Annotated in this window: 20 protein-coding genes and 1 pseudogene; 11 read left to right on the top strand and 10 right to left on the bottom strand. The window is 70.9% G+C overall.

Annotated features, from left to right (window positions below; translation table 11 throughout):
• Nucleotides 1-7: 7 nt before the first annotated feature.
• Nucleotides 8-340 (bottom strand): nuclear transport factor 2 family protein, encoded by a 333-nt coding sequence (locus ABZS40_RS09755; protein WP_238669123.1) that lies wholly within the window; start codon nucleotides 338-340, stop codon nucleotides 8-10.
• Nucleotides 341-520: 180 nt separating this feature from the next.
• Here ABZS40_RS09755 and ABZS40_RS09750 point away from each other — a divergent pair, with 180 nt between their 5' ends.
• A complete protein-coding gene (locus ABZS40_RS09750; RefSeq protein ID WP_196923406.1) occupies nucleotides 521-907 on the top strand; it encodes a DUF2267 domain-containing protein in 387 nt (128 codons plus the stop codon).
• Between the two features lie 68 nt (nucleotides 908-975).
• On the opposite strand, the gene ABZS40_RS09745 is transcribed toward ABZS40_RS09750, so the two are convergent.
• Nucleotides 976-3,381: a ricin-type beta-trefoil lectin domain protein gene (locus ABZS40_RS09745; RefSeq protein ID WP_354942913.1), complete on the bottom strand. Its 2,406-nt coding sequence runs from the start codon at nucleotides 3,379-3,381 to the stop codon at nucleotides 976-978.
• 248 nt (nucleotides 3,382-3,629) lie between these two features.
• Nucleotides 3,630-4,493, bottom strand: coding sequence for a copper resistance protein CopC (locus ABZS40_RS09740; protein ID WP_354942912.1), 864 nt, complete (start codon nucleotides 4,491-4,493; stop codon nucleotides 3,630-3,632).
• Between the two features lie 103 nt (nucleotides 4,494-4,596).
• On the opposite strand from ABZS40_RS09740, the gene ABZS40_RS09735 reads away from it, so the two are divergent.
• Genes ABZS40_RS09735 through ABZS40_RS09725 form a run of 3 tightly spaced genes read left to right on the top strand, consistent with a single transcriptional unit; the run spans nucleotide 4,597 to nucleotide 7,224 of the window.
• The gene (locus ABZS40_RS09735; RefSeq protein ID WP_354942911.1) at nucleotides 4,597-5,073 is read left to right on the top strand and encodes a hypothetical protein; all 477 of its coding nucleotides are present in this window, start codon (nucleotides 4,597-4,599) and stop codon (nucleotides 5,071-5,073) included.
• 5 nt (nucleotides 5,074-5,078) lie between these two features.
• On the top strand, nucleotides 5,079-6,419 hold the full coding sequence (locus ABZS40_RS09730; protein WP_354942910.1) for a hypothetical protein: 1,341 nt from the start codon (nucleotides 5,079-5,081) through the stop codon (nucleotides 6,417-6,419).
• 37 nt (nucleotides 6,420-6,456) lie between these two features.
• The gene (locus ABZS40_RS09725) at nucleotides 6,457-7,224 is read left to right on the top strand and encodes a nucleotidyltransferase domain-containing protein (RefSeq protein ID WP_354942909.1); all 768 of its coding nucleotides are present in this window, start codon (nucleotides 6,457-6,459) and stop codon (nucleotides 7,222-7,224) included.
• Between the two features lie 31 nt (nucleotides 7,225-7,255).
• Here ABZS40_RS09725 and ABZS40_RS09720 read toward each other — a convergent pair whose 3' ends face one another.
• Entirely contained in the window at nucleotides 7,256-8,650 is a 1,395-nt protein-coding gene (locus tag ABZS40_RS09720; protein ID WP_354942908.1) for an FAD-dependent oxidoreductase, read from the bottom strand.
• A gap of 254 nt (nucleotides 8,651-8,904) precedes the next feature.
• Here ABZS40_RS09720 and ABZS40_RS09715 point away from each other — a divergent pair, with 254 nt between their 5' ends.
• A complete protein-coding gene (locus ABZS40_RS09715) occupies nucleotides 8,905-9,378 on the top strand; it encodes a hypothetical protein (RefSeq protein WP_354942907.1) in 474 nt (157 codons plus the stop codon).
• Between the two features lie 78 nt (nucleotides 9,379-9,456).
• Here ABZS40_RS09715 and ABZS40_RS09710 read toward each other — a convergent pair whose 3' ends face one another.
• From ABZS40_RS09710 to ABZS40_RS09700, 3 genes are all read right to left on the bottom strand, one after another.
• A complete protein-coding gene (locus tag ABZS40_RS09710; protein WP_354942906.1) occupies nucleotides 9,457-10,188 on the bottom strand; it encodes a class I SAM-dependent methyltransferase in 732 nt (243 codons plus the stop codon).
• A 179-nt stretch (nucleotides 10,189-10,367) separates the two neighbouring features.
• Nucleotides 10,368-12,077, bottom strand: a complete 1,710-nt coding sequence (locus tag ABZS40_RS09705; protein WP_354942905.1) for a hypothetical protein — start codon at nucleotides 12,075-12,077, stop codon at nucleotides 10,368-10,370.
• 252 nt (nucleotides 12,078-12,329) lie between these two features.
• Nucleotides 12,330-13,904 carry a bifunctional NAD(P)/FAD-dependent oxidoreductase/class I SAM-dependent methyltransferase gene (locus tag ABZS40_RS09700; protein ID WP_354942904.1) on the bottom strand — a complete coding sequence of 525 codons (1,575 nt, stop codon included), beginning with the start codon at nucleotides 13,902-13,904 and terminating at the stop codon, nucleotides 12,330-12,332.
• 76 nt (nucleotides 13,905-13,980) lie between these two features.
• Here ABZS40_RS09700 and ABZS40_RS09695 point away from each other — a divergent pair, with 76 nt between their 5' ends.
• From ABZS40_RS09695 to ABZS40_RS09685, 3 genes are all read left to right on the top strand, one after another.
• Nucleotides 13,981-14,577, top strand: a complete 597-nt coding sequence (locus ABZS40_RS09695; protein ID WP_112589922.1) for a helix-turn-helix transcriptional regulator — start codon at nucleotides 13,981-13,983, stop codon at nucleotides 14,575-14,577.
• Between the two features lie 55 nt (nucleotides 14,578-14,632).
• Nucleotides 14,633-15,472 carry an alpha/beta hydrolase gene (locus ABZS40_RS09690; RefSeq protein ID WP_354942903.1) on the top strand — a complete coding sequence of 280 codons (840 nt, stop codon included), beginning with the start codon at nucleotides 14,633-14,635 and terminating at the stop codon, nucleotides 15,470-15,472.
• 142 nt (nucleotides 15,473-15,614) lie between these two features.
• Nucleotides 15,615-16,037, top strand: a complete 423-nt coding sequence (locus ABZS40_RS09685; RefSeq protein ID WP_354942902.1) for a DUF4279 domain-containing protein — start codon at nucleotides 15,615-15,617, stop codon at nucleotides 16,035-16,037.
• A 327-nt stretch (nucleotides 16,038-16,364) separates the two neighbouring features.
• Here the strand turns inward: ABZS40_RS09685 and ABZS40_RS09680 are convergent, their stop codons facing one another.
• Entirely contained in the window at nucleotides 16,365-16,580 is a 216-nt protein-coding gene (locus tag ABZS40_RS09680) for a GntR family transcriptional regulator (protein ID WP_238659872.1), read from the bottom strand.
• 438 nt (nucleotides 16,581-17,018) lie between these two features.
• On the opposite strand from ABZS40_RS09680, the gene ABZS40_RS09675 reads away from it, so the two are divergent.
• Both ABZS40_RS09675 and ABZS40_RS09670 read left to right on the top strand, forming a co-directional pair.
• Complete coding sequence (locus ABZS40_RS09675) at nucleotides 17,019-17,237, top strand: flavin reductase (protein WP_354942901.1); 219 nt, start codon at nucleotides 17,019-17,021, stop codon at nucleotides 17,235-17,237.
• On the top strand, nucleotides 17,234-17,407 hold the full coding sequence (locus ABZS40_RS09670) for a hypothetical protein (RefSeq protein WP_354942900.1): 174 nt from the start codon (nucleotides 17,234-17,236) through the stop codon (nucleotides 17,405-17,407). The genes ABZS40_RS09675 and ABZS40_RS09670 overlap by 4 nt, the downstream gene beginning before the upstream one ends.
• Nucleotides 17,408-18,027: 620 nt before the next feature.
• Here the strand turns inward: ABZS40_RS09670 and ABZS40_RS09665 are convergent.
• On the bottom strand, nucleotides 18,028-21,663 hold the full coding sequence (locus tag ABZS40_RS09665; RefSeq protein WP_354943048.1) for a hypothetical protein: 3,636 nt from the start codon (nucleotides 21,661-21,663) through the stop codon (nucleotides 18,028-18,030).
• A gap of 78 nt (nucleotides 21,664-21,741) precedes the next feature.
• Nucleotides 21,742-22,710 (bottom strand): annotated as a pseudogene (locus tag ABZS40_RS09660) (choice-of-anchor A family protein); the annotation flags it as partial.
• 345 nt (nucleotides 22,711-23,055) lie between these two features.
• On the opposite strand from ABZS40_RS09660, the gene ABZS40_RS09655 reads away from it, so the two are divergent.
• A complete protein-coding gene (locus tag ABZS40_RS09655; protein WP_354942899.1) occupies nucleotides 23,056-24,039 on the top strand; it encodes a zinc-binding alcohol dehydrogenase in 984 nt (327 codons plus the stop codon).
• Nucleotide 24,040 lies beyond the last annotated feature (1 nt).

Raw genomic sequence — 24,040 nt, 5'->3', positions numbered from 1 at the left:
CCCGCCGTCAGGGGCGGATGTCCAGGGCGCCGATCAGCCCGTCGCGCAGCGTGAACCGGTACCGCAGCTCGATCGGGCTGCCGGGGAAGTCGCCGGACACCCGGGTGAGCGCCAGGTACGAGTCGCCCGCCTGCGACGTGACCCGGACCGGCTCGGCCGTGTACGAGTAGGCGTCCATCGTCTTCTGCCGCCAGGCGCGGATCGAGGCCCGCCCGTCGTACAGCCGGTCCTCGTCGGCGACGCTCGCGGTGTCCGCGAAGCAGGCGACGAAGGCGTCCAGGTCCCGGTCGTTGACGGCCCGGAAGTACCGGTCGATCACGTCGGGCAGGTCGAGGGCCATCTGCTCCTCCTGCGGCACGGGCCGCCGTCGGGCAGCCGTCGGGTTCCCGGTCCGACCTCACGGTACGAGAAGCGGAGGGCACCGCGCTGCGCAACCAGCAGAACCATCCCGCTGCGGCAGCCGGGTTTGCTGCCGGTGGGCCCGGGTAGCCACGCGTTTCCGAAAGCGAAGGGCGGGGGCATGGCCGAGCTGGCGTTCGTCGACAAGGTTGCGGCACGGGCGGGTCTCCCGCCGGAGCAGGCGCGCCCGCTCACCGAGGCGGTCCTGCGGACCCTCACCGAGCGGCTCAGCGGTGGGGAGGCGGGCGCGTTGGCCCCCCACCTGGCCGACGAGCTGAGCCCGCTGCTGGTCAAGGCCGCCGAGCCGCCGGAGACGTTCGGCTACGACGAGTTCCTGCGCCGGGTGGCCGACCGCGCCGGGATCGACCGTCCGGCCGCCGAGCGGGGCACCCGCGCGGTGCTCCAGACGATGCACCGCGTGGTCGGGCACCGGGAGTTCGAGGACGCTCTGGCCCAACTCCCGGCGGACCTGCGGGCACTGGCGCAGCCGCTGCCGCACGGCCCCTGACCGACGGCCGGCGCGCCGGCTGGGGCGCGGCCTGACCCGTCGGTCAGACCACGCCCCTTCGTCCGAGGTCAGCCGGTTACCCCGCTACTGACCACCCACTTCTGGTGTGCGCCGCCCGCGTACGTGCCGAGCTGGATCTGGGTGCGGTCGGCGCTGCTACCGCCGGCGGCCTCCAGGACCTTGCCGGACTGCGGGTTGCGGATCGACCCGTCGGCCTGCGGCTGCCAGACCTGCGCGCCGCTGCCGTTGCAGGTCCAGAGCTGAACCTTCGTGCCGTTGGCGGTGCCGCCGTTGTCCACATCCAGGCACTTGCCCAGCACCCGGTACGTGTCGCCGACCTTCGTCCACGACTGTGCCGTGGTGCCGTTGCAGGTCCAGAGCTGGATCTTCGTGCCATCGGCGGTGCCCGCGTTGTCGACGTCCAGACACTTGCCGCCGACGCCGGTGATGGTGCCGCCGGTCGGCGGCGGGGGACTGCCCGGGATCGAGTTGAGCGTGTACCACGCCTCGGTGCTCCACAGTGACTGGCCGCTGGTGGAGGTGAACGGGCGCGGCGAGCGCAGGTGCACCACCCGGCCGGCCTTGCGACCGGGCACCGTGAGGCTGACCTTCTTGCCGTCGGCCGAGAGGGTGGCCGAGGTGACGGTCAGGGTCTCCTCGTCGATCTTCGGACCGCCGTAGTTCGACGTCGCCACGTACCGCCACTGCTTGAGCTTGTAGCGCGCGGCCAGTTCGGCGGCGGTCGCCGTCGACACCGGCTGGGTGTACTCCACCTCGAAGCCGGTCGTGGTGGCCCGCATCGCGAGCATCTCGAACGTGGTGGCGGTGTTCGGGGTGAGCTTCTGCAGGCCGTACGACAGCTTGCCGGTCTGGCCCCAGTTGCCGCCCGCGCCGAGCCCACCGACGTAGATCGCGCCGTCCGGGCCGACGTTGACCTCGGAGACGCCCGCCTCCAGGCCCTGGGTGAGCCGGAACAGGGCGCCCTGGTACTCGCCGTTGACCTTCTCCACATTCGCCCGCTGCAGGCCGCCGTACGTCACGTCGCCGATGACGAACTGGCCGGCGTACCGGCCGGTGGTCAGGTACATCGGCGTGCTCGGCGAGTTGGCGATCTCGTTCTGCGGCATCCAGAGCACCGGCTGCGTGACCGCGGCGGTGTCGAACGGGCCGGCCGGGTTCGTGAAGTGGTTGAAGAACCGGCCCTGCTTGACGTGCACCAGCTTCGACGAGGGCAGCCAGCCGCCCTGGTTGTCGGTGACGAAGATGCCGCCCTCCGGGCCCCAGCCGATGCCGTGCGGCGTACGCAGGCCGCCGGCGACGTAGCTGACCGCGCCGGTGTCCTTGTTGACCTTGAGGGTGGTGCCCCGGTTGGTGGCGGGCTGCGGGTTGGTGGTGGCGCCGCCGGAGTTGATCGACACTGACAGGTTCAGATAGAAGAACCCGTCCTGGTAGAGCAGGCCGAACGCGAACTCGTGGAAGTTCCCGCCGTACGGCCAGGTGGCGACGGTCTCCAGGCGCTCGGCGACCTCGTCACCGCCGGTGTTCACCAGCCGGGTCAACCGCTGCTTCTCGGTCACGTAGACGACCCCGTCGACGACCTTGAGCCCCATCGGCTCCTTGAGGCCGCCGGCGATCTTCTTGGTGGTCACGTTGCCCGGGCTCGTCGACCCGCCGGTGTTGCCGAGGATCCAGACCTCGCCGTCCTGGGAGGTGCCGGACTGGTCGCTGCCGCCCCAGGTGCTGATGACCAGCCGGCCGTCGGCCAGCCAGTCCATGCCGGTGACCTTCGGCTGGAAGCCGCTGGGCCGCAGGTTGGTCAGGGTGTAGCCGGGGTGCACACCGGTCAGCGGGAGACCGTCGCCGGGGGTGTCGGAGACACCCTCGCACTCCTTGCGTCCGGGTGCGGTCACCCGGACCACACCGGCGTCGGTGCTCAGCGCCGAGTTCGGTACGACCACGAAGGTCGACGAACCGGGCGTCTTCCACTCCAGGGTGATCTGCTGCCCACCCCCACGCTCGAAGTGGTCGATGCGCAGCGCGTGCAGACCGGCGGTGAGGGTGACAGTGCCCTCCTTGGGCGGGGTCGCGCCGTGCAGCCCGTCGTGGTTGATCACCACGGCGTTGTCTATCGACAGCTTGGAGCCGTCGTCGCTGCTGAGCCGGAAGGTGTAGCTGCCGGCCTGGGTGGTGGTGATGTTGCCGAGCACCTGCGAGACGAAGTTGTCCTCGAAGCCGAAGTCGGCCGCCGAGGTCCAGTTGATGGTGGACATCAGCTTGTCCACGTTCGGGGTCTGGGCGGGCTTGAGGGTGCACAACTCGGACAACGGCACCTGCACGTCGAAGACGCGCAGCGTAACGCCCGGTTCCTGTGCGGGGGCCGCGTTGGCGGGGACGGCCCAGAGGCCGGCGGCGAGGACAAGTGCCAGCGCACCCAGGACGGGATGGTGGAGTCGGCGTAGCAGGCGTGTGCCCATCGTTCCTCCAGGAGGCAGTGGAGTGTCCGACGGCCGGCGTGGATCAGCGGTGAGGATGGCCGTCGGCCCGGCTCCGTAACGTCCTCGACGCCGACGAGTGACGTTGCGGAAACACCGGGTGGATGGCTCGGAACATTAAGGCGTTTCGATTGGACTGTCCATGGCTTCGCCTCGATGCATCAAAAGTTCTTGATGTCCGTGCGAAAGTTCGTATGGGTAAGCGAAGAATGCCCGGTTGCTGCGGCGGCCTACCGTCGTCCGCGTCGCTCCGAACCACCGGTCCGACTGCCGCTCTTCCGAGTCGGGTTGGCGGACTTGCGGGTCGCGCCGCCCCGGCCCGTGCCGCCGACGGGCCGGCGGTCCGCAGTGGAGGTTCCGCGCGTCGCGGGCCGCCGGCGGGCCGCCACCAGCACGATCGCCGAGACCACGACGACGATCAGGGCCGGGACCAACCAGGCCGGGAACCCGGTGTCGCGCTGCTCCTCGGCGGCGCCGGTTGGGTCGTCCGTCGCAGCGCCGGTGGGGGCGATCGGGCTGCCGGTGGCCCCGGGGTTGGTCGAGCCCTCGCCCTCGGCCTGGGCGAGCAGCGCCGGATCCGGCCCCGCCGTGGGCGCCGACCAGCCGGCCGGGGCCGGCGTGCCCGGGCCCTGGTAGTCGAAGGTCACCTCGCCCCGCACCGCCTCACCGTCCGAGGCGACGGAGAGGTAGCTCGCGGTGTAGCGGCCCTTCGCCGGCCAGTGCGCGACGGTCACCATGGCCGGGAAGCCGGTGTGGTAGAGCCGTGGCTCGAACACGCCGTTGACCATGAAGTATTCGGTGACCGGCTTGTCCAGCCGCTTCGGCTCACCGTAGGACCAACCGTTGTCCACCCGCGACCCGTCCGGACCGCTGATGGCGAAGTGGGCGTTGGACGCGGGCTTCTCGGTGAAGTACAACGCCAACTGGGTCAGCGGCTCGCGGACGACGGTGCCCTTCAGTGGCGTGGAGGTCGCCAGCTGGCCGTGCGCGGACGCCGGGGCGACCGGCAGCAGCAGCGACACCACCACGGTAGCCGCCAGCGCCGCCACGGCACGGCTCAGGACCTTACGCACAGTGACCAGCTTCGATCGCATCCGTTCATCATGGTCATTTCCCCGGCACCGAACAAGACGTAGAGTTCTCCTCCCCGCCGATCAACCCGACACCCGTCCCCCTCGCGTCGTTCGGAGTCCGCCCGTGTTCGTCAGTACCCCCGCCGCCCGGACCGCCGCCACCCTCGCCGCCGCCACCCTCGGCACCCTGCTCCTCGCCGGTTGCGGGCAGGACGACGACCCCTCCGTGGCCACCCCCTCGACGGCGCCCACGTCCGCCGCGCCGTCGAGCGTCACCCCCACCGCGCCGACCTCGACGGCCACCGGCACGCCCAGCGCCTCCGCCAGCACCGCCGCGGTCGACCAACAGATCACCGTCACGATCGCGAAGAAGCGGGTCGATCCGCCGACCGGACGGGTCACCGTCAGTAAGGGTCAGCTGGTCCGGATCACTGTCACCTCGGACGTCGCCGACGAACTGCACGTGCACGGCTACGACCTGGGCGCCCGGCTGCCGGCCGGCACGCCCGGCTCGGTGGAGTTCCGCGCCGACAAGACCGGGCTGTTCGAGGTGGAGACGCACGAGTCCGAGCTGGTGCTCTTCCAGCTCGTCGTCCGCTGAACGACATGACGGCCGCTCCCGAGGTGCTGGCACACGGCGTCGGTGGCCGCCAGGACCTGCCGATCACGCTGCCGCAGCTCGTCGTCGCCGCCGCGCTGACCCTCGTCGTCACGTTCGTGGCGCTGGGTCTGCTCTGGCGCGAACCCCGGCTCGACCGCGACGCCGTCGGCGGTCGCCCGGTGCCACGCTGGCTCGCTCGACTCGTCGACGCGCCTGCGTTCCGCTGGGCGCTGCGCGGGCTCGGCCTGCTCGCCGCCGCCTGGTTCTGCCTCGGTCTGCTGGGCGGGCCGGACACCGCGGACAACCCCACCGCCGGCGCGCTCTACGTGCTGCTCTGGGTCGGGCTGGCCCCGCTGTCGCTGCTGCTCGGCCCGATCTGGCGGGCGGTCAACCCGCTGCGTACGGTGCATCTGCTCGCGGCGCTGGCGGCGCGGCGCGACCCGAACCGTGGGCTCCGTGAGCTGCCCGACAGCGTCGGTTGGTGGCCTGCCGCCGCCACAGTGTTCGGCTTCGTCTGGCTGGAACTGGTAGCCCCCGACCGGGCCACCCTGCCGGTCATCACCGTCTGGCTGGCCGGGTACGCGGTGATCCTGCTGGCCGGCGCTGTGCTGTTCGGCGCCGGCTGGTTCGACCACGCCGACCCGTTCGAGGCGTACAGCACAGTGATCGGTCAGCTCGCCCCGCTCGGCCGGGCCGCCGACGGCGTGCTGGTGTGGCGCAACCCGCTCGACGGGATCGCCGGCCTGCGACCCCGCCCCGGGCTGGTCGCCGTGGTGATCGTGCTGCTCGGCTCGACCATGTACGACAGCCTCTCCAACGCGCCGGGCTGGTTGCGCTTCAGCCAGGAGAACGGCCTGCACCCGGCTGTCACCGGCAGCGCCGGTCTGAGCCTCGTCATCGCCGCCGTCGCGGTGGCGTACCTCGCCGCCACCGGCGCCGCGGCGCGCATCGGTCGCGCCGACGCCGCCGAGGCCCGTGGGGTGCCGGGCGAGATCGCCCACTCCATCGTGCCGATCGCTGTGGGGTACGTGGTGGCGCACTACTACTCGCTGCTGATCCTGGAGGGCCAGCGCACCGTCGCGTTGCTCTCCGACCCCCTGGGCACCGGCGCCAACTGGCTCGGCACCGCCGACTGGGAACCGCAGGCAGCGCTGATCACGCCCTCCGGGGTGGCGACCCTCCAGATCACCGTCATCATCCTCGGGCACCTGCTCGGCACGCTGCTCGCCCACGACCGCGCCCTGTACCTGTTTCCCCGGGCCCGGGCGGTGGCCGGCCAACTACCCCTGCTGGCGCTGATGGTCGCCTACACCGTCGCCGGTCTGCTGCTGCTCTACGCGGGGTAGTCCCGCCGGGCTCCGATTATGTGCGCCATGATGGCCCGTGGACTCCGATCTCCAGCGGTACCTCGACGACCTCGTCAGCATCGCCCGGGACGTGCTCGGCGCCGACCTGGTCGGCGCGTACGCGGCCGGCTCGGTGGGGCTCGGGGCGTACCAGCCTGGCCGCAGCGACGTGGACCTGGCGCTGCTCAGCGCCGGGCCGCTCACCGACACCGCCAAGCGGACATTGGTGGCCCGGCTGCGGCACGAGGCGCTGCCCTGCCCCGCGCGCGGACTGGAGTTGGTCGTCTACGACCGGGCGGTGGCCGCCTCCGGCACCCCGGAGCCCGGCTTCGAGGTCGAACTGAACACCGGGGCCGGCATGCCGTTCCGGCGCACCCTCGACCCCGCCGACCGCCCGGTCGCCGACGGCCGATTCTGGTACGGCCTCGATCGCAGCATCCTGCACCAGAGTGGACTCCCACTGCTCGGCCCGCCGGCGGGGGAGGCCTTCACCGACCTCGCCCCGGCCGACCTGCGCCGGCTGCTCATCGAGGCGCTGTCCTGGTGGCTCGCCCTGCCCACACCGCCGGGCGACCAACCCGCGCCCGGCACCGAGGACGCCGTACTCGGCGCCTGCCGGTCGCTGGTGCGCCACCGCGACGGCGTCTGGCTCGCGAAGGTGGCCGCTGGCCAGCGTCTGATCGATGCCGGCGACCGGGCCGAGGTGATCGGTCAGGCGGTCGCCGCACGGCACGGCGGGCCGCCGCCCACCGGGGCGCGGGCCCGCGCCTTCCAGAGACGGGTACGCGACGAGATCGCCGGCTAGCCGTCGCGCTGTTTGCGGGACCGGGCGGCGCTCAGCGGACCGGGCGGGACTCCAGCGAGGCGAAGAGCAGGTTGAGACCCTCGGTCATGGTCGGGTGGGTGATGACGGCGTCCCGCAGGGCGGTCCACGGCATTCCGGCGAGCATCGCCAGCTGCACCGAGGTGATCACCTCACCGGCCTCGGCGCCGAGCAACGCCGCGCCGAGGATCCGGTCGGTGCCGGTGTCGATGACCGCCTTCCACATGCCCTGGGTCTGGCGCAGGGTGCGTGCCCGGGGGATGGCGGCGACCGGCAGGTGGGCGACCTGGACGTCGTACCCGGCGCGGCGCGCCTCGGTCTCGGTCAGCCCGATCCGCGCCAGCTCCGGGGTGGTGAAGACGGTGTACGGGATCAGCCGGTCGGCGGTGCTGCGCTGGCCGCCCGCGAGGTTGGCCCGAATGATCCGGTAGTCGTCCAACGAGACGTGGGTGAACTGCGGGCTGCCGGCGACGTCCCCGGCCGCCCAGGTGCGCTCGGCGCTGGTGCGCAGGTGCTCGTCCACCTGCACGAAGCCCCGCTCGCTGAGCCGTACGCCGGCCACGTCCAGGCCGATTCCGTCGGTGACCGGCTCCCGGCCGGCTGCCACCAGCACGTCGTCGCCGACCACCACGCTGCCGTCGTCCAACGTCACCCGCAACGAGCCGTCGGCCTCCCGGTCGACCCGCGCTACCGCCACACCCACCCGTACGTCGATGCCATCATCGAGGAAGACGCGCATCACCGCGTCGCTGATGTCGGGGTCCTCGCGGGTGAGCAGCCGGGGACCGCCCTCGACCAGCGTCACCGCGCTGCCGAACAACGCGAACATCTGCGCGAACTCCACCCCGACGGTGCCGCCGCCGAGCACCACCAGCCGGGCCGGCAGCCGGTCCAGGCGCAGCAACTCGTCGCTGGTGAGCACCCCGGCCTCGGCCATCCCGGGCACCGACGGCAGGTGGGGGCGGGTGCCCGTGTTGATCACCACGTCGCTGCCGCGCAGCAGCCGCTCACCGCCGTCGGCGAGTGCCACCCGGACGGTCCGTGGGCCCACGAACTGGGCATCGCCGATCACCAGGTGCAGGCCGGAGTCGAGGAACTGCTGCCGGTTGGCGGCGACCATGCCCTCCACCACGTCCTGCTTGTGCGCGCGCAACAGGTCGATGTCGACCCGGCCGCCCTCCACCGCCAGGCCGAGCGCCGCCGCGTCCCGCAGTTGGCGGGCGGCCCGCGCGCTGGTCACCAGCGCCTTCGTCGGGATGCACGCGACGTTGATGCAGCTGCCGCCGATCATGCCGCGCTCGACCATGGCGACCCGCTGACCGGATCGGGCGACGTCCATGCTCAACGTCTTGCCGGCCTTGCCGCCACCGACGACGAGCAGGTCGAACTCCTCCGGTTGGTCGGTCACCGGGTGCTCCTCTCGGTCACCGCCACCGCTGGTGCGCGGCGGCCAGCCCAGCCTGCCAGCTCAACCGGGCATGGCGACCCGGTTCCGCGCAGAATCCGCCCGGGCCATCACCCGTTGCTTGATCAGGTGATGGAAAGTAGGTCTCCGAACCTCTTACGACCTACTTCTCATCACTTGATCACCGCTGGTCAGCCATCGTCCGTGAGCTTCGTCGGCGTACCCACGCTGCGAGCCCGGTGGGGGATCATTGTGGGATGCCTGACCTGCCGCTGCGGTTCCGTGCACGGGTTCGCCACGAGCCGGATCGGTCGTACGCGGTGCTGGTCGAAGGACCCGACGGGGAGGTGCTGGTCGGTGCCACCGGCAGCCTGAAGGAGGTGCGCACTGTGGCAAGCGAGGGTGCGGCCCGTCTCTTCGGGGTGACGACGGAACGGATCGCAGGGCAGTGCCTGGACGTGGTGATTCCTCAGCCGCCGTACGGGCGCGACGGGCAGTGGGTGCGAATCGTCTCGGCAGGTGAGTCCGCCGCGCCGGACGACGCCGTCGACCTCGGCGCGGCCGGACAGGCGCACTGGTTCGGCCACGGGGGCGCGTGGTTCGTCACGGTGGCCGGCTCCGGCGCAGCCATCTATCCCAGCGAGCACCTCGACTTCGCCCCCACCGTCACCGACGAGGAAATCGCCGACCTGCGGAGGTACCTCGCCCGATCATCCCCATCCTCATCGTGAGTGGCTCAGAATTGTCCTGCCCGCCGGTGCCGCTCCGGCCGAGGGACATCACGGCAGCACGGCCAGCTGGGTGGGCACTCACCGGAGCACCAGGAGGTCGAGAGCGTCGATGACCGGGCCCGACTGCATCCGCGCGGCATCGTTCATGCGGACGACGCCCGCCGCGTACTCCTCGTCGCTGATCAGCTGCAGCGGGGTGTGGGCTTCGCGATGTAATCCGGCGGCAGCCTCGGCGAGCGACAGGGCGGTCACCTGCGAAACCGGCTCGCAGGCCACGGTCGTGAACGCGGCGGTGGCGAAGGCCGCCTCGGCGTCGGAGATGCTCGGATAGCGGTCGAGCACGGCGACGGCCTCCGGGAACCAGCGAAACAGGCTGATCGCCTCGTGCCGGCCGGCGAATGCGGACCGGATCAGCACCGGCGCGCCCGGTTTCAGCACCCGTCGGATCTCTCGGGCAGCCGCAGCGAGGTCGGGAACATGGTGAATCACGGTGGAGAGCCACACCCCGTCGAGGCTCCCGTCCTCGCACGGAATGTCCTCGGCGGACCCCGGCACGACCGGCTGGAACACTATGCGTTCGCGCATCGCCGCCGAGGGTTCCACCGCCACGACGTCCAGCTCGGGCCACCACTCGCGAAACGCCCGTGCCCAGCTGCCGGTACCGCAACCGAGGTCGAGAAGGCGCATCTTAGACTGAGGCTCGAAGTGCCGGCCGATCGCCTCACGCCAGGTCGCAAGGTCGTCGTCGCGCAGGTGGCGGGTCATCTGGAACGCTGCCGCGTCCACGCTGTCGTACGCGATCAGAGCCATGGACCGACCCAACCCGGCAATCCGGAGGCGAGCAAGAGGAAGTGCACTGGTTCACATTGATCCACTCGCCGTCCACAGGTACAACTACCGCCGGCACGGCTTCATGGCCCTGCCGGCCGGAACTTCGTCCCCGGGTCCGTGCGGATCCGCTTCGGGCCCGGGGACGAGCGCTGCTGAGATCAGTGTCGGGCGGCGCCGTTCTCACTCGGCTGCCCGAATGCCAGGAACGGTACGGGCGTAGGCGCGTCGGTGCCGATGTGCCGAGGAAAGGTCGGCTCGGCGTCGTCGGCGCTCACCTCCCGTGCTGCCGTACGGTCGGGTGCGGTCGACTCGTCCGCCACCGTCGGCGCGCCACCGTGCTCGCCGGTGGCCTGCTCGAACGGGGCCCGGTCGCCGTTCGCCTGCTCGAACGGGGCCCGGTCGGCTGGGAAACTCTCGACCGGCGCGCGGTCGACAGGTGCGGGGTCGTGCCGTGCATGGTCGGAGGTGGAGCGGTCGGCGTCCGCATCGTCCACTGTGGGTCGCTCCGGTGAATGCCTGTCGACGCCGACGCGGTCGACGGTGAGCCGCTCGACGCCTACCCGCTCGGGGGCGGGTCGGTCGGCGCTGGAGCGGAAACCCACCATCGGATATTCGGCGGTCTCCGTACCGCCGGCTGCCGCGGCCATGACCGCGGCGGAGGCGAGGTCGGCCACCCGCTTCGCCTCCCGCTGTACGCGGGCGCGGACCTCCTTGGCGTGCCGCTCGGCGGAGTCCCCGGCGCGGCGGGCCTCGTCCAGCCGGGCGCTCTCGGCGGTCAGGTCCCGACGGACCTCACTGAGTCGCTGCTGCATCCGGGACAGCTCGTTCTCCAGCGTCTCGCCCTCCTGGCGGATCTCGGCGAGCTGCTGGCGGCCGGTGTCCAGCTCGGCGTTCAGCTCGGCGGCCTCCTGCCGGCGCTCCTCAAGCTCCTTCTGCAGGGTGGCGAGCTGCTGCTGATGGCTGGCGGCCTGCTCGTCGGCGCGGTTGCGCAGCTCGGTCACGTGCTGCTGCGCCTCGGCCAGCAGCGCGGCGATCTGCTGCTCGGTCGCGCTGCGCTGCTCGGCCAGCTCCTGCTCGGCGGCGGCCTGCTGCTCGGCGATGTCCTGCTCGGCGGCGGTACGCCGTTCGTTGACCTCTCGCTCCACGCTGGCCTGCCACTGGGCCATCTCCTGCTGGTTCTTGGCGCGGGCCGACTGGAGTTCCTGCTGGATCTGGGTACGGGCCGACTTCATCAGCGCGTCGGCGGCGACCCGGGTCTGGTTGAGCTGCTGTGCGCTCTGCTCGGTGATCCGCTTGGCCTCGTGCTGGGCGCGCTCGTGCGCGGCCTCACCGTCGGCCCGCAACTGCTCGGCGTGCTCGCGAATCGCTGTCAGTTCGGCTTCGGCGTGGGTGCGCCGTTCCTCGTGCGCCTGTTCCTGCTCGGACCGCCGGGCGGCCAACTCCTCGGCCAGATCCTGACGTGCCTGCGCGGCCCGCTCACGGGTGTCGGCGAGGATCCGCTCGGACTCGCTGCGCAGCTCGTTGGCCCGGTCGGTGGCCGACTCGGTGATGATGCCGGCCTGCTTCTCGGCGAGCGCCATGATCTCGCCGACCATCGGGCCCAGATCGTGGAAAGAGGCGCGGTCCACCTGCACGGGTTGCTCCTGAAGCTCGGCCAGCTCGGCGCGCAGCCGATGCACCTCGGCGGTCAGTTCACGGACGCGGACGGCGGAGCGCCCGTGCTCCCCGCTCAGCATTGCGATCTGGCCGTCGAGCTGCTCCAGGTGCCGGTCCACCTGGCGTTTGTCGTATCCGCGCAGGGCGAGCTCGAAGCTCGGCCGGGAGGCCGCATCGTCGCGTGCTGCGTGCGGCTCAGCGCCGATGGACATGCACCATCCTCCGTACGATCGGGGCGTCAGGGTCGGCGGTCGCCTGCCCCACGGGCCGTCAGTGTGGCGCAACGCTACCGCCGAGCGGACCTCATGCGAAGTCCTGCCCCACCTCCTCTCACGTTGCCGTCCCACGTTCCCCCGATCCCGCGCCGATCATGGACTTGTGGTGCCGGAAAGGTGGTGCTCCACCACCTTTGTCACCCAGCACAACTCCATGATCGACGCAGGTCACCGTGGAGCGGCGCGAGGTCAGCGTCGGCGGGCGACCAGGACCGCGTCGTGGTGGGTGATGTCCTCGCCGTTTTGGTTGGTGACGAGGCGGGAGCGTTCCTCCGCCGCCAGCACCTCCCACTGGGCCGGCTCCAGATCGGCGGCCACGTCCTGCGCGGTGTACATCATGTCCGGCATGTGCATCCGGTGCGCCGACCCCCACAGGTCCGACGGGTGGTGCCCGACGATCAGCAGGACACCGCCCGGTGCCACCGCCGCGGCCAGCCGGCCGAACAGCTCCCGCCGCTGCGCCGGGGGCAAATGCATGAACTGCGCGGACACCAGGTCGTACGCCTCCTCGGTGGGTGGCTTGTCCCGCAGGTCGGCGTGGGTGAACTCGATCCGGTCACCCACGCCGGCGGCCTCGGCGTGAGCGGCGGCCCGGCTCAGCGCCGTGCTGGAGATGTCCACCGCCGTCACCTGCCAGCCGCGCTCGGCCAACCACACCGCGTCGGCGCCCTCGCCGCTGCCCACGTCCAGGGCGCGCCCCGGGGCCAGGTCGGTGACCTCGGCGACCAGCTGCGGGTTCGGCCGGCCACTCCACACAGTGGGCCGGGACTGGTAGCGCTCCTCCCACGCCGGCTCCTCGAACGTCGTGGCCACCAACTGCCGGTACGCGGCCACCGCCTCCCGGGTCTCCTCGGCGATGAGGTCGGCGTTGATCGCCGCCGCCGCGTTCAGGCCGGCCCCGGCGGACGTGATCACCTGACCGCGGATGTCGGCCACGTTGCCCGCCACCCAGACACCGGCGACGGTGGTCGCACCGGTGGCATCGGCGGGGATCTGGGCACCGATGACGTGCTCACCCATCGTCACCTCCTCCGGGGCCAGACCCAGCCCCACCAGCACATCGGTGCGGGGAGTCAGCCGCGTCGCCACCACTATCGCGTCGAGCGCCACCACCCGGCCGTCGGCGAGCCGTACGCCGGTCAGCGCGTCGTCGGTCACCTCCACCGCGGCGACCGGGCCGGGCACCACAGCGATGCTGCGGGCGGCGAGCCGCTCGGCGGTCTCCGCGTCCGGCGCTGGGGCGTCGTGCAGCAGGAGCAGCACGCTGGGGCTCCACTGTCGCCACATCTCCGCCTGGTGCACGGCCAGCGGCCCGGTCGCCAGGATGCCGATCCGACGGTCCCGCACCTCCCAGCCGTGGCAGTACGGGCAGTGCAGCACGTCGCGCCCCCACCGCTCGGCCAGGCCGGGCACGTCGGGCAGCTCGTCGGTCAGACCCGTGGTCACCAGCAGCCGCCGGGCCCGCACCGACTCCCCGCCGTCCAGGCTCAGCCGGAACCCGTCGTCGTCCCGGGTCGCGGCCCGCACCCGCCCGGTGCGGAACTGCCCGCCGTACCCGGCGACCTCGGCCCGTCCGATCGCGAGCAGCTCGCCCGGCGGCGTCCCCTCCCGGCCCAGGTAGTTGTGCACCCGGTCGGCCGGCGCGTTGCGCGGCTCACCCGAGTCGATCACCAGCACCGACCGGCGGGCCCGGCTCAGCGCCAGGGCTCCGCTGAGCCCCGCCGCGCCGCCACCCACCACCACCACGTCGTATGTCTCGTCCACCGCTATCTCCCTCTTGCTCTGTCGGCTGCGCCCACCATCCGTCGCCGTCAGCAAGGTGGCAACTATCCTTGCCGTTATGGCAAACGAGGACAGCGCCGCGCTGGCGGCCGTCGGCCCCCGGCTGCGTGCCCTGCGTCACCAACGCGGGACCACGCTGACCCAGCTCGCCGACCTGACCGGCATCTCGGTGAGCACCCTGTCCCGGCTGGAGTCCGGCAGCCGTCGTCCCACCCTGGAGCTGCTGCTCCCGCTGGCGAGGGCCTACCAGGTGGCGCTGGACGAACTGGTCGACGCCCCCGCCACCGGCGACCCCCGGGTACGCCCCAAACCGATAGTCATCCATGGCGTGACCTACCTGCCGCTGACCCGCCGACCGGGCGGTGTCCAGGCGTTCAAGCAGATCTTCCCGCCGGACCCGTCCGCCGGGGGCCGAATCCCGCAGGCCCATGAGGGGTACGAGTGGCTCTACGTGCTCTCCGGCCGGCTACGCCTGCTGCTCGGTGACCGTGATCTGACGCTGACCCCGGGGGAAGTGGCCGAGTTCGACACCCGCATCCCGCACCTCTTCTTCAACCCCGGCCCCGGCACCGCCGAAGCCCTCAGTCTCTTCGGGCCGCAGGGGGAGCGACTGCACGTCCGCGCCCGCCCGGCCACGCCCGACAAGCAGCAGTGATCAACTCGGTTTCGGTGAACGGGTACGGCGGCACCGTCGGTGCGAGGATGGCGCGATGACCGATACGGGACACCGAGGCTGGAACGACCGGATCGAGCACCGCGACATCGTCGTCAACGAAGCGCCGGGCTTTCGCCCGCTGACGTTGGACCTTGTCGTGCCGGCCGGGGCTCTCGCACCAGCCCCGGTCCTGGTGTGGATCCACGGCGGCGCGTGGCTGTTCGGCTCGCCCAAACACCCGGCGGACTGGCTCATGGAAGCGGACCCGTTCACCGCTGCCATCCGCGCCGGATTCGCTGTCGCCTCCGCGCAGTACCGGCTCAGCGGCGAGGCGCACTTCCCCGCTCAACTCGACGATGTCACAGCGGCGGTGCGCTGGCTGCGCCGGCACGGCGACACGGTGGGCGTGGACCGCGAGCGGATCGGGGTGTGGGGCGAATCGGCCGGTGGGCACCTGGCTTCGATGGTTGCGCTGACCGGAAACGACCAGGACGACAGCGGCGTCGGGGCGGCGGTCTGCTGGTACGCGCCGTCGAACCTGTTGACCATGCAGTCGCAGGCACACCCCTCCGGGACGATCGACCACGACGCGGCGGACTCGCCCGAGTCGCTTCTGATCGGCGCCCCGTTGGCCGACAACCCGGAAGCGGCCCGGGCAGCCAGTCCGATCACCTACGTCACCGACCAGGCCCCACCCATGCTGCTGATCCACGGCGACCAGGACCTGGTCGTACCGGTGGGGCAGAGCGAAGAGCTTGCCGCAGCACTGACCGCTGTGGGGGCCGCTGTCGAGTTGTCGGTGGTGCCGGGGGCCGACCACTGCTTCGCCGGAGTGCCGCTGGAGCCTCTTGTCCGCGACAGCCTGGCGTTCTTCACCCGAGTCCTGACCGCTTAACAGCCTCCTCTGCCTTGTCCGCATCGTCCGACCGATGACGTGTCCACGTGTCCGTGTTGGTTGCCTGGGGGTCAAGGGGTCGGCGTCGGCTGACGCCTTGAGGGCAGGGGTTGGCGGGCTGCGGTCGAGCACACTGAGGTGCATGAGGACCATGGCGACGTTCCGCCTTCTTGGTGGCGGGGAGCGTACCGCTGCGCACGTGACGCAGCTCCTGGGCATCCAACCGAGTGACGCGTTTGAAGTGGGCACACCAGTCGGTGTCAGGAGTGCGGCGCGGCACGAGGGGTGCGGCTGGTTGCTCAGCAGTGCGGGGAGTCCTGAGAGTGAGGTCGAACTCGCCGAGCCGTTGGAGAGCCTGCTCGACAATCTTGAGCCAGTCGCGGACCGGTTGTGGCAGCTCGTCGAAGCGGGCTACTGGGCGAATTGGCTTTGTTTCCTGGGCTCCCACGCCGCTGAACATGCCGCCGAACTTGACCGCGACCTTCTCCATCGGTTGCTCAAGTTGCCGGGTGATCTGTGGCTCGATGTCTACGGGGACGACGAGGGTGAGGAGGGCGACCGCTGAACGCCGAGATGCGGGACGGCTAGAGCCCGACCTTGACGGGCAGCAAGGAGTCAACGACGGTCGAAGTTCAGGAGGTCGCTGAGCCGATAACCAGTGCCGGCGGCAGGTCATCCATCCGCACGGCCCGCTTGCCCCAGGACGTCAACCGTGTCTCTCGAGGAGCCGGCGACAGCAACGTCGGCAGCAGTCGGCTAGCGAGGACGCCTGGCGATGGAGACGTGCGGACAGTCGGTCGAGGTCGCGGGCGCGGACGGGTGATGCCGGATGACCCGCCCAGGACTTGAGGCGTGGAGTCCCGGGTTGCGGCGGCTGGCTCTGCGGAGGGATCTATTCGGCGACGAAGACGCCTACGCCGGGAAGTGTTTCGGTCATCCCTTTGATCCGTAGTACCTGCATCGCGCGGTCGATTACCGGCTCGGTGACCCCGTAGTGCTCGATCAGCTCTCGCCGACTGGGCAGCTTGGAGCCGGGCTGGAACTCGCCGGACTTGATGCGTTCAGCGAGGTCGTCGGCGATCTGCTCGTAGCGGTAACGCGGTGGCACGTGGCTCTCCTCGGTTGGCAACACGAGTAGACCACCTACGTCAGCCCTTGACTACCCAACGGTACCTATGGGAGGTTGCCGAGGAGGTCGATTCCCTCGGTTGGCGCTGTGGGCCGTCCTCGCCGGCGTGGATGTTCGGCGCGTCCCCCGCGTTCGAGCATCCACGCCTCCAGATCTCTCCAGCACAAGGAGGCGGCAGTGCTCCCTTCGACCTGGGCAGGGAAGCCCTTGACGCGAGCAGGCGAGACGAGCCGGTGAAGCGAGTCTCATACGACGAGTACGTGCTGGCGGTGGCCTTGACCTTTGCTCGCCGTCACCGGCCCGTCTGGTCCTGGCGACACTGGCGGCGCGTCTGCCGCTCGGAGCCGATCTGCCATGCCGAAGTCGCCACCGTATCCCGATCAACCGCGGCCACTGGCCCAACCAGGACGGCACGCGGTGACCACTCATCACCCCATCAAGCCGGCCTGGACGTGCGGCGGCTGTGCGGGGGAGTGGCCATGCCAGACCCGGCGCCGAGAGTTGCGAGCCGAGTACGAGGGCGCCCCGGTGTCACTCGCTCTCTACCTGGCCGCCCAATTCGTCGACGCCGCCCAGGACCTGGCCCACGCTCCCGCCGGCCACCTGCACTACCGATTCCTCGGCTGGACCCGGTGAGTATCCTGCGGCTCGGTGACGAGAAGTTCCACTACAGCGACGGCTCGCACAAGTGGATTCCACCTGACCCCGACTACGACCAGGAGGTCTGGGACGAGCAGGTCCGTCAGCACAAGCACGGGCACCTCAGGAACGAGCGCCCGAAGGTTCGCATCCAACGCCTCGTCTGACGCCGGCAGTACAGCCGCGAATTAAGGAACCGTGCCAGCCAAACCCGGCCGAGAAGCGCGACAGCAGGCCGTCTGACCTCGCATCGAGCCTGAGCCGAGCGGTGCGCCGACCGGTCACACCGAAGAGATGACTGGCCGTCGTCCAAGCCAACACCGTTGCGTTAACGATCGGATTGCTGGGCGCAAGGGCACGCTGAAGCTAGGTCCGTCACTCTAGAAACGCCCCGCCCGCGCCGATCTTGCATTTTCGGTCGCCGATATGCGCGGAATACTCCGTTATGTGGCGACAGTAAACGCAAGATCGCGGAAGAGGGGCAGCCCACCCTCGTCGATCATGGAGTTACGGTGCCTGGTTTGGCTCGATGCGGGCACTTTGCCACCCACCACAACTCCATGATCGACGGGACAGCGCGGGGTTGACGAACAGCCACTCCGTCTGACGCAACGGTGTTGTCGTCCAAGCAGTCACCGCCATCGACGCTGTTCACGCGAAGGTGCCGGGCCAGCTCGTTGCGCTGACGCTGAAGCGGATCGCCCGCCGTGTCATAGCCGTGGGGGGTGACGTGCCGCGAGGGCCGGACCGGTTCCCCTCCGGTCCGACCCCCGCGATCAGGTGCGCGTCAGGCGCGGATCCTGCGCTGCCGGACGACAAGCAGGAGCGCCGCGCCGAGGAGCACCGCCAGCACGCCGGCGCCCATCCAGAGCCCGGCCGGGAACGACGTTCCGGTCACCGGGAGCTTGCCCTTCACCGGGATGGCGATGGTGGACTCGGGTGAGACCGGCGCCGGGCCGTCCGGGGGGGTGCCGGTGGCCGTCGCGGTGTTGCGCAGCGAACCGTGGTGGTAGTCGGCCTTACTGACCGTGTACGTCGCGGCGCAGGTCACGGCGGCGCCGGCCGCGAGGGTGACGGCGCCGTTCGGGGTCCGTTCCGGACCGCAGGTGATCGGGCCGAGGTTGGCCGCCGAGGCCGGCGCGGTCAGGGCGTCGGTGATCGTCACGTCGGTCAACGGCACCTGACCGGTGTTGGTGACCACGAACTGGAACGGCACGTGCTGCCCGGGCCGGACGATCCTGTCGGTGCTGCTCGACTTCACCACAGTGATCGCCGCGCCCCGGGTGGCGGTGACCTCGGCCGAGGCCGGCGCGGAGCGTACCGGTGCGGGTGGTTCCTGGCCGGGAATGGTCGGCGGTGTGCCGGCCGCGACGGCCGTGTTGGTGATCCGACCGGCCTGGATGTCCGCGGCGGTGACCGCGTAGGTCGACGTGCAGGTGGTGCTCGCCCCGAGGGCGAGGGTGACCGCGCCGCAGGTGATCGCCCCGGGCGTTCCGGTGCCGGAGAAGTCGGTCTCGTCGACAGTCACCGCGCTCAGCGGCGTGGTACCGGTGTTGCTTACCACGAACCGGTACGTGACCACGTCCCCGGCCGCGGACACCACTGTGGGCGTCACCGATTTGGTGATGGCGATCGCCGGGTGCGGGATCGGGATGTCCACCGGCGACGGCGGTGAGACCGGCGGCGGCCCGAACGGCGGCGTACCGGTGGCCGTGGCGACGTTGCGCAGCGACGAGCCGGTGAAGTCCTCAGCGGTCACCGTGTAGGTCGTCCGGCACTGGATGGAGGCGCCCGGCGACAACGTCACAGCGCCGTTCGGGATGTTCTGCGGACCGCAGGTGATCGGCCCGAGCACACCGCGCTCGGAGGGCGGCAGCACTGTGTCGTTGACCGTCACGTCGGTCAGGGTGAAGCCGCCGCTGTTGACGACCAGGAAGGTGTAGGGCACCTGCTGGCCCGGCGCGGCGATCGCCACTGTGGTCGTCGACTTGATCACCTCGATGTTGGCGACGAGGCCGGACTCCGGGATGGTCAGTGTCGACGGCGGCGAGTCGACAGGCGCGCCCCCGCCCGGCGGTGTGCCGTGCGCGGTGGCGACGTCGGTGACCCCGTTGTTGTCGAGGTCGGCCTGCGTGACCGTGTACGTGGCGGTGCAGGTGGTGCTCGCGCCCGGGGCGAGGGTGGTGGCGGCGCAGGTGATCGGGCCGAGGTCGGCGTTGGACGACGGCGGTGTCTGCACGTCGGTCACGTTGACGTTGGTCAGCGTGAGCCCACCGTTGTTGACCACGTGGAACCGGTACGGCACCTGCTGTCCGACCGCGTTGATCAACACAGTGGTGGACGTCTTCACCACCTGGATGCTGGCGACGATCCCGGCGTCCGGGATGGTCAGCGTGGCCGGTGGCGAGTCGATGGGCGTCTCGCTGCCGGCCGGCGTGCCGTGTGCGGTGGCGACGTCGGTGACCCCGTTGTTGTCGAGGTCGGCCTGGGTGACGGTGTAGGTGGCGGTGCAGGTGGTGTTCGCGCCGGGGGCGAGGGTGGTGGCGGCGCAGGTGATCGGGCCGAGGTCGGCGTTGGACGATGGCGGCGTCTGCACGTCGGTCACGTTCACCGAGGACAGCGTCACGGTGCCGGTGTTGGCCACCAGGAACCGGTAGGGCACCTGCTGCCCGACCGTGTTGATCGAGACGGTGGTGGACGACTTCAGCAGCGAGATCGACCGGATCAGGTCGGCCGCCGGAATGGTCAGCGTCGAGGGTGCCGAGTCGATCGGGTCGTCACTGCCGGCGGGTGTGCCGTGTGCGGTGGCGACGTCGGTGACCTCGTCGTTGTCGAGGTCGGCCTGGGTGACGGTGTAGGTGGCGGTGCAGGTGGTGTTTGCGCCGGGGGCGAGGGTGGTGGCGGCGCAGGTGATCGGGCCGAGGTCGGCGTTGGACGACGGCGGGGTCTGCACGTCGGTCACGTTCACGCCGTTGAGCGTCACGCCGCCGGTGTTGGCCACCAGGAACCGGTACGGCACCTGCTGCCCGACCGCCGTGATCGACGTGGTGGTCGACGACTTCACCAGGGAGATGCCGGGGATGACCACGTCGCTCGGGATCGTCAGGGTGGCGGGCGGCGACTGTACGGGTGGCCGGCCGCCGGGTGGTGTGCCCTGCGCGGTCGCGCTGTCCCGGACCGAGCCGAAGTCCAGGTCGGCCTGGGTGACGGTGTAGGTGGCGGTGCACAGGGTCTGCGCGCCGGGCGCGACGGTGGTGGCGGCGCAGGTGATCGGGCCGAGGTTGGCGTTGGACGACGGCGGGGTCTGCGCGTCGGTGACGGCCACGTTGCTCAGGGTCAGGCCGCCGGTGTTGACGACGTGGAACTGGTACGGCACCTGCTGCCCGACAGTGGTGATGGACGTGGTGGTGGAGGTCTTCAGGATCGCGATGGAGGCGACCAGGCCGGTCTCCGGAATGGTCAGCGTCGCGGGCGTCGAGTCGACCGGGGTGCCGCCGGGCGGGGTGCCGTGCGCGGTGGCGACGTTGGTGACGCCGTCGTTGTCGAGGTCGGCCTGGGTGACGGTGTAGGTGGCGGTGCACAGGGTCTGCGCGCCGGGCGCGAGGGTGGTGGCGGCGCAGGTGATCGGGCCCAGGTTGGCGTTGGACGACGGCGGGGTCTGCACGTCGGTGACGTTCACGCCGGTGAGGGTGAACCCGCCGGTGTTCAGCACGTGGAACTGGTACGGCACCTGCTGACCGACAGTGGTGATCGACGTGGTGGTCGAGGTCTTCATGATGGCGATCGACGCGATCAGGCCGGCCTCGGGGATGGTCAGCGTCGAGGGCGGCGAGGTGACCGGCGTACCCCCGCCGGTTGGGGTCCCCCGCGCGGTGGCGACGTTGGTGACACCGTCGTTGTCGAGGTCGGCCTGGGTGACGGTGTAGGTGGCGGTGCAGGTGGTGCTCGCGCCGGGCGCCAGGGTGGTGACCGGGCAGGTGATCGGGCCGAGGTTGGCGTTGGACGACGGCGGGGTCTGCGCGTCGGTGACGGCCACGTTGCTCAGGGTCAGGCCGCCGGTGTTGGCGACCAGGAAGCGGTAGGGCACCTGCTGCCCGACCGACGTGATCGACGTGGTGGTGGACGACTTGACCACAGTGACGGCGGCGGTGAGCTGCTGCGCCGGGATGGTCAGGCTGTTCGGGTCGGAGACGACAGGTGGACCGGTGGGTGGGTTGCCCTGTGCGGTGGCGACGTTGGTGACGCCGTTGTTGTCGAGGTCGGCCTGGGTGACGGTGTAGGTGGCCGTGCAGGCGGTCTGCGCCCCGGGCGCGAGGGCGGTGGCGGCGCAGGTGATCGGGCCGAGGTTGGCGTTCGACGACGGCGGGGTCTGCACGTCGGTGACGGAGATGTTGGTCAGTGGGACGCCGCCGGTGTTGACCACGTGGAACGAGTACGGCACCTGCTGACCGACGCTGGTGATCAGCGTGGTGGTCGACGACTTGATCAGGGCGATGTCGGCCGGGGTGGCGCCCTCACAGGACAGGGTGGTGCTGAACGGGAAGTAGTGGATCTCGCCGCCGCGGTGGTCCAGCGTACGGGTGATGACGCTGCCCTCGGTGTTGCTGGAGGAGAGGTCGGTGAGGCTGGCGTTGGGGGCGTAGATGGTGCCCTCGACGGTGGCGGCGTTCGGGGTGAGGGTGAGCGCGGTGGCGGTCGGGAAGTTGAACAGGATGTAGCGCGCCTGCGGGCCACCGATCCCGGCGAAGTTCGGGGCGGTCCAGGCGAACGTGTTGCCCACGCCGCTGGTGTCCACGTTGACCAGCAGTGGCGTGTTGGCGCTCGGCTGGCTCGCGAAGGTCAGGATCTGGATGTTGGCCAGGTCGGCGGCGGTCAGGTTGAGCACGTTCGTCACACCCGGGGTCAAGGTGACGACCGCGTTGCTGCCCGGTGGGATGGGTCGGGGCAGCACGTCACCGTTCGGCGTCCGCAGCACCACGGTGTTGTCGCAGGTGGCCAGGCCGGCGGTGGTGTCCCGGAACGCGGCGAACGCGCCGGCGAAGTTGATCGGCGAGGTCGGCCCGACGCTGGCAACCGGCTGCCGGGTGACCAGCTCCACCCGGGGTGAGGCGTCGTAGTCGTTCGCCGGCAGGATCCGGGTGTTGACCTGAGCGCCGTTGTTGTCGGTGTTGCGGACGAAGGTGCCGCTCAGGTCGCCGACCTTGGCGTAGCCGTTGGAGAGCACCTGGAGACGGCTGCCGCCGACGCTGCCGGCGAAGTTGACCCGTCCACCCACGACCAGGGCGCTGGGGTTGGCGTCGCCGGGCACCACGAACGACCCGGCTGTCGCTCCGGCGAGCTGGTAGGTGCCGAAGGTGAGGTCGCCGCCGACGGCGAGGGTTCCCTCGTTCTCGTCGTTGTTCACAGTGGCGTTGCCCTCGGTCATCACGCCGAAGCTCAGCGCCTCGGCGACCGGGTCGACCGGGCCGATGGCCTCGTCCACGGCGGCCAGTACCGGGTTGATCGAGGTGGGCGCGGCGGGTGCCGGCACCAGCAGACCGTTGACCGCCAGCACGCCCGCGACGGCGGCCAGCGCCGTCGCCCGTGACCTGCGGCTACCCCACCACGAAATCCTCATCACGCCCCCATTGGTTCGAATGTGCCAGGGGAGCTTATAAGGCTAAAAAGCACCTTATGCCGGGTTTGTTCGAATGGCGGTCCTGCCGGGCGGGCTTCGAACTGTGCGCCCCGTACTTCCGTGTTTATGATCGACAACCCGAACGGGGACCGACACGGCCGATCGGTGTGGCCCGGAGCAGAGGTGAGGTGCGCGACGGTGATCCGCGAGGCGTACGCCTGCTGGGTGCGTGAACCCGGCGTGGCCGAGATCCAGCCGGTGTCGCTGACCGCCCCGGGCCCCGACGAGGTTCTGGTTCGGGCCCGCTACTCCGGTGTCAGCCGGGGCACCGAGACGCTGGTCTTCGCCGGCCGGGTTCCCGCCGACCAGTACGCCACGATGCGCGCGCCCTTCCAGGAGGGCGAGTTCCCCGGCCCGGTGAAGTACGGCTACCTCAGCGTCGGCGTGGTCGAGCAGGGCCCGCCGGAGCTGCTCGGGCGGACGGTGTTCTGCCTGCACCCGCACCAGAGCGCGTACGTCGTGCCGGTGAGCGCGGTGGTGCCGGTGCCGGAGGGGGTGCCGGCCGCCCGAGCGGTGCTCGCCGGCACTGTGGAGACCGCCGTCAACGCGCTGTGGGACGCGGCGCCGCTGGTCGGCGACCGGGTCACCGTGATCGGTGCGGGCATGGTGGGCTGTTGCGTCGCGGCGCTGCTGGCCCGGTTCCCCGGCGTGCACGTCGAGTTGGTCGACACCGACGCGCGCCGGGCCGGCGTGGCCGGGGCCCTCGGTGTCAACTTCGCAAGCCCGGCCGACGCCCGCGGTGACCGGGACCTGGTTGTGCACGCCAGCGCCACCGCCGCCGGCCTGCAACAGTCGCTGGACCTGCTCGCCCCGGAGGGCACCGTCATCGAGCTGAGCTGGTACGGCGACCGCCCGGTGCAGGTCTCGCTGGGCGGCGCGTTCCACTCCGGTCGACTCAGCCTGCGCAGCAGCCAGGTCGGCATGGTGGCACCCGCCCGACGGGGACGGCGCAGTTACGCCGACCGACTGGCGCTCGCCCTGGACCTGCTCGACGACCCGGCCTTCGACGCGTTGATCACCGGCGCGTCGCGCTTCGCGGAGCTGCCCGACGTGCTCGCCAGACTGACCTCGGGCGACCTGCCCGCGCTCTGCCACCTCATCACCTACGAAGACGGAGAGTGAC

Source organism: Micromonospora sp. NPDC005324 (assembly GCF_040607155.1).
Taxonomy (GTDB): Bacteria; Actinomycetota; Actinomycetes; order Mycobacteriales; family Micromonosporaceae; genus Micromonospora; species Micromonospora trifolii.
The sequence above is the reverse complement of the archived record's forward strand: the minus strand, read 5'-3'. Positions and strand labels throughout refer to the sequence as shown.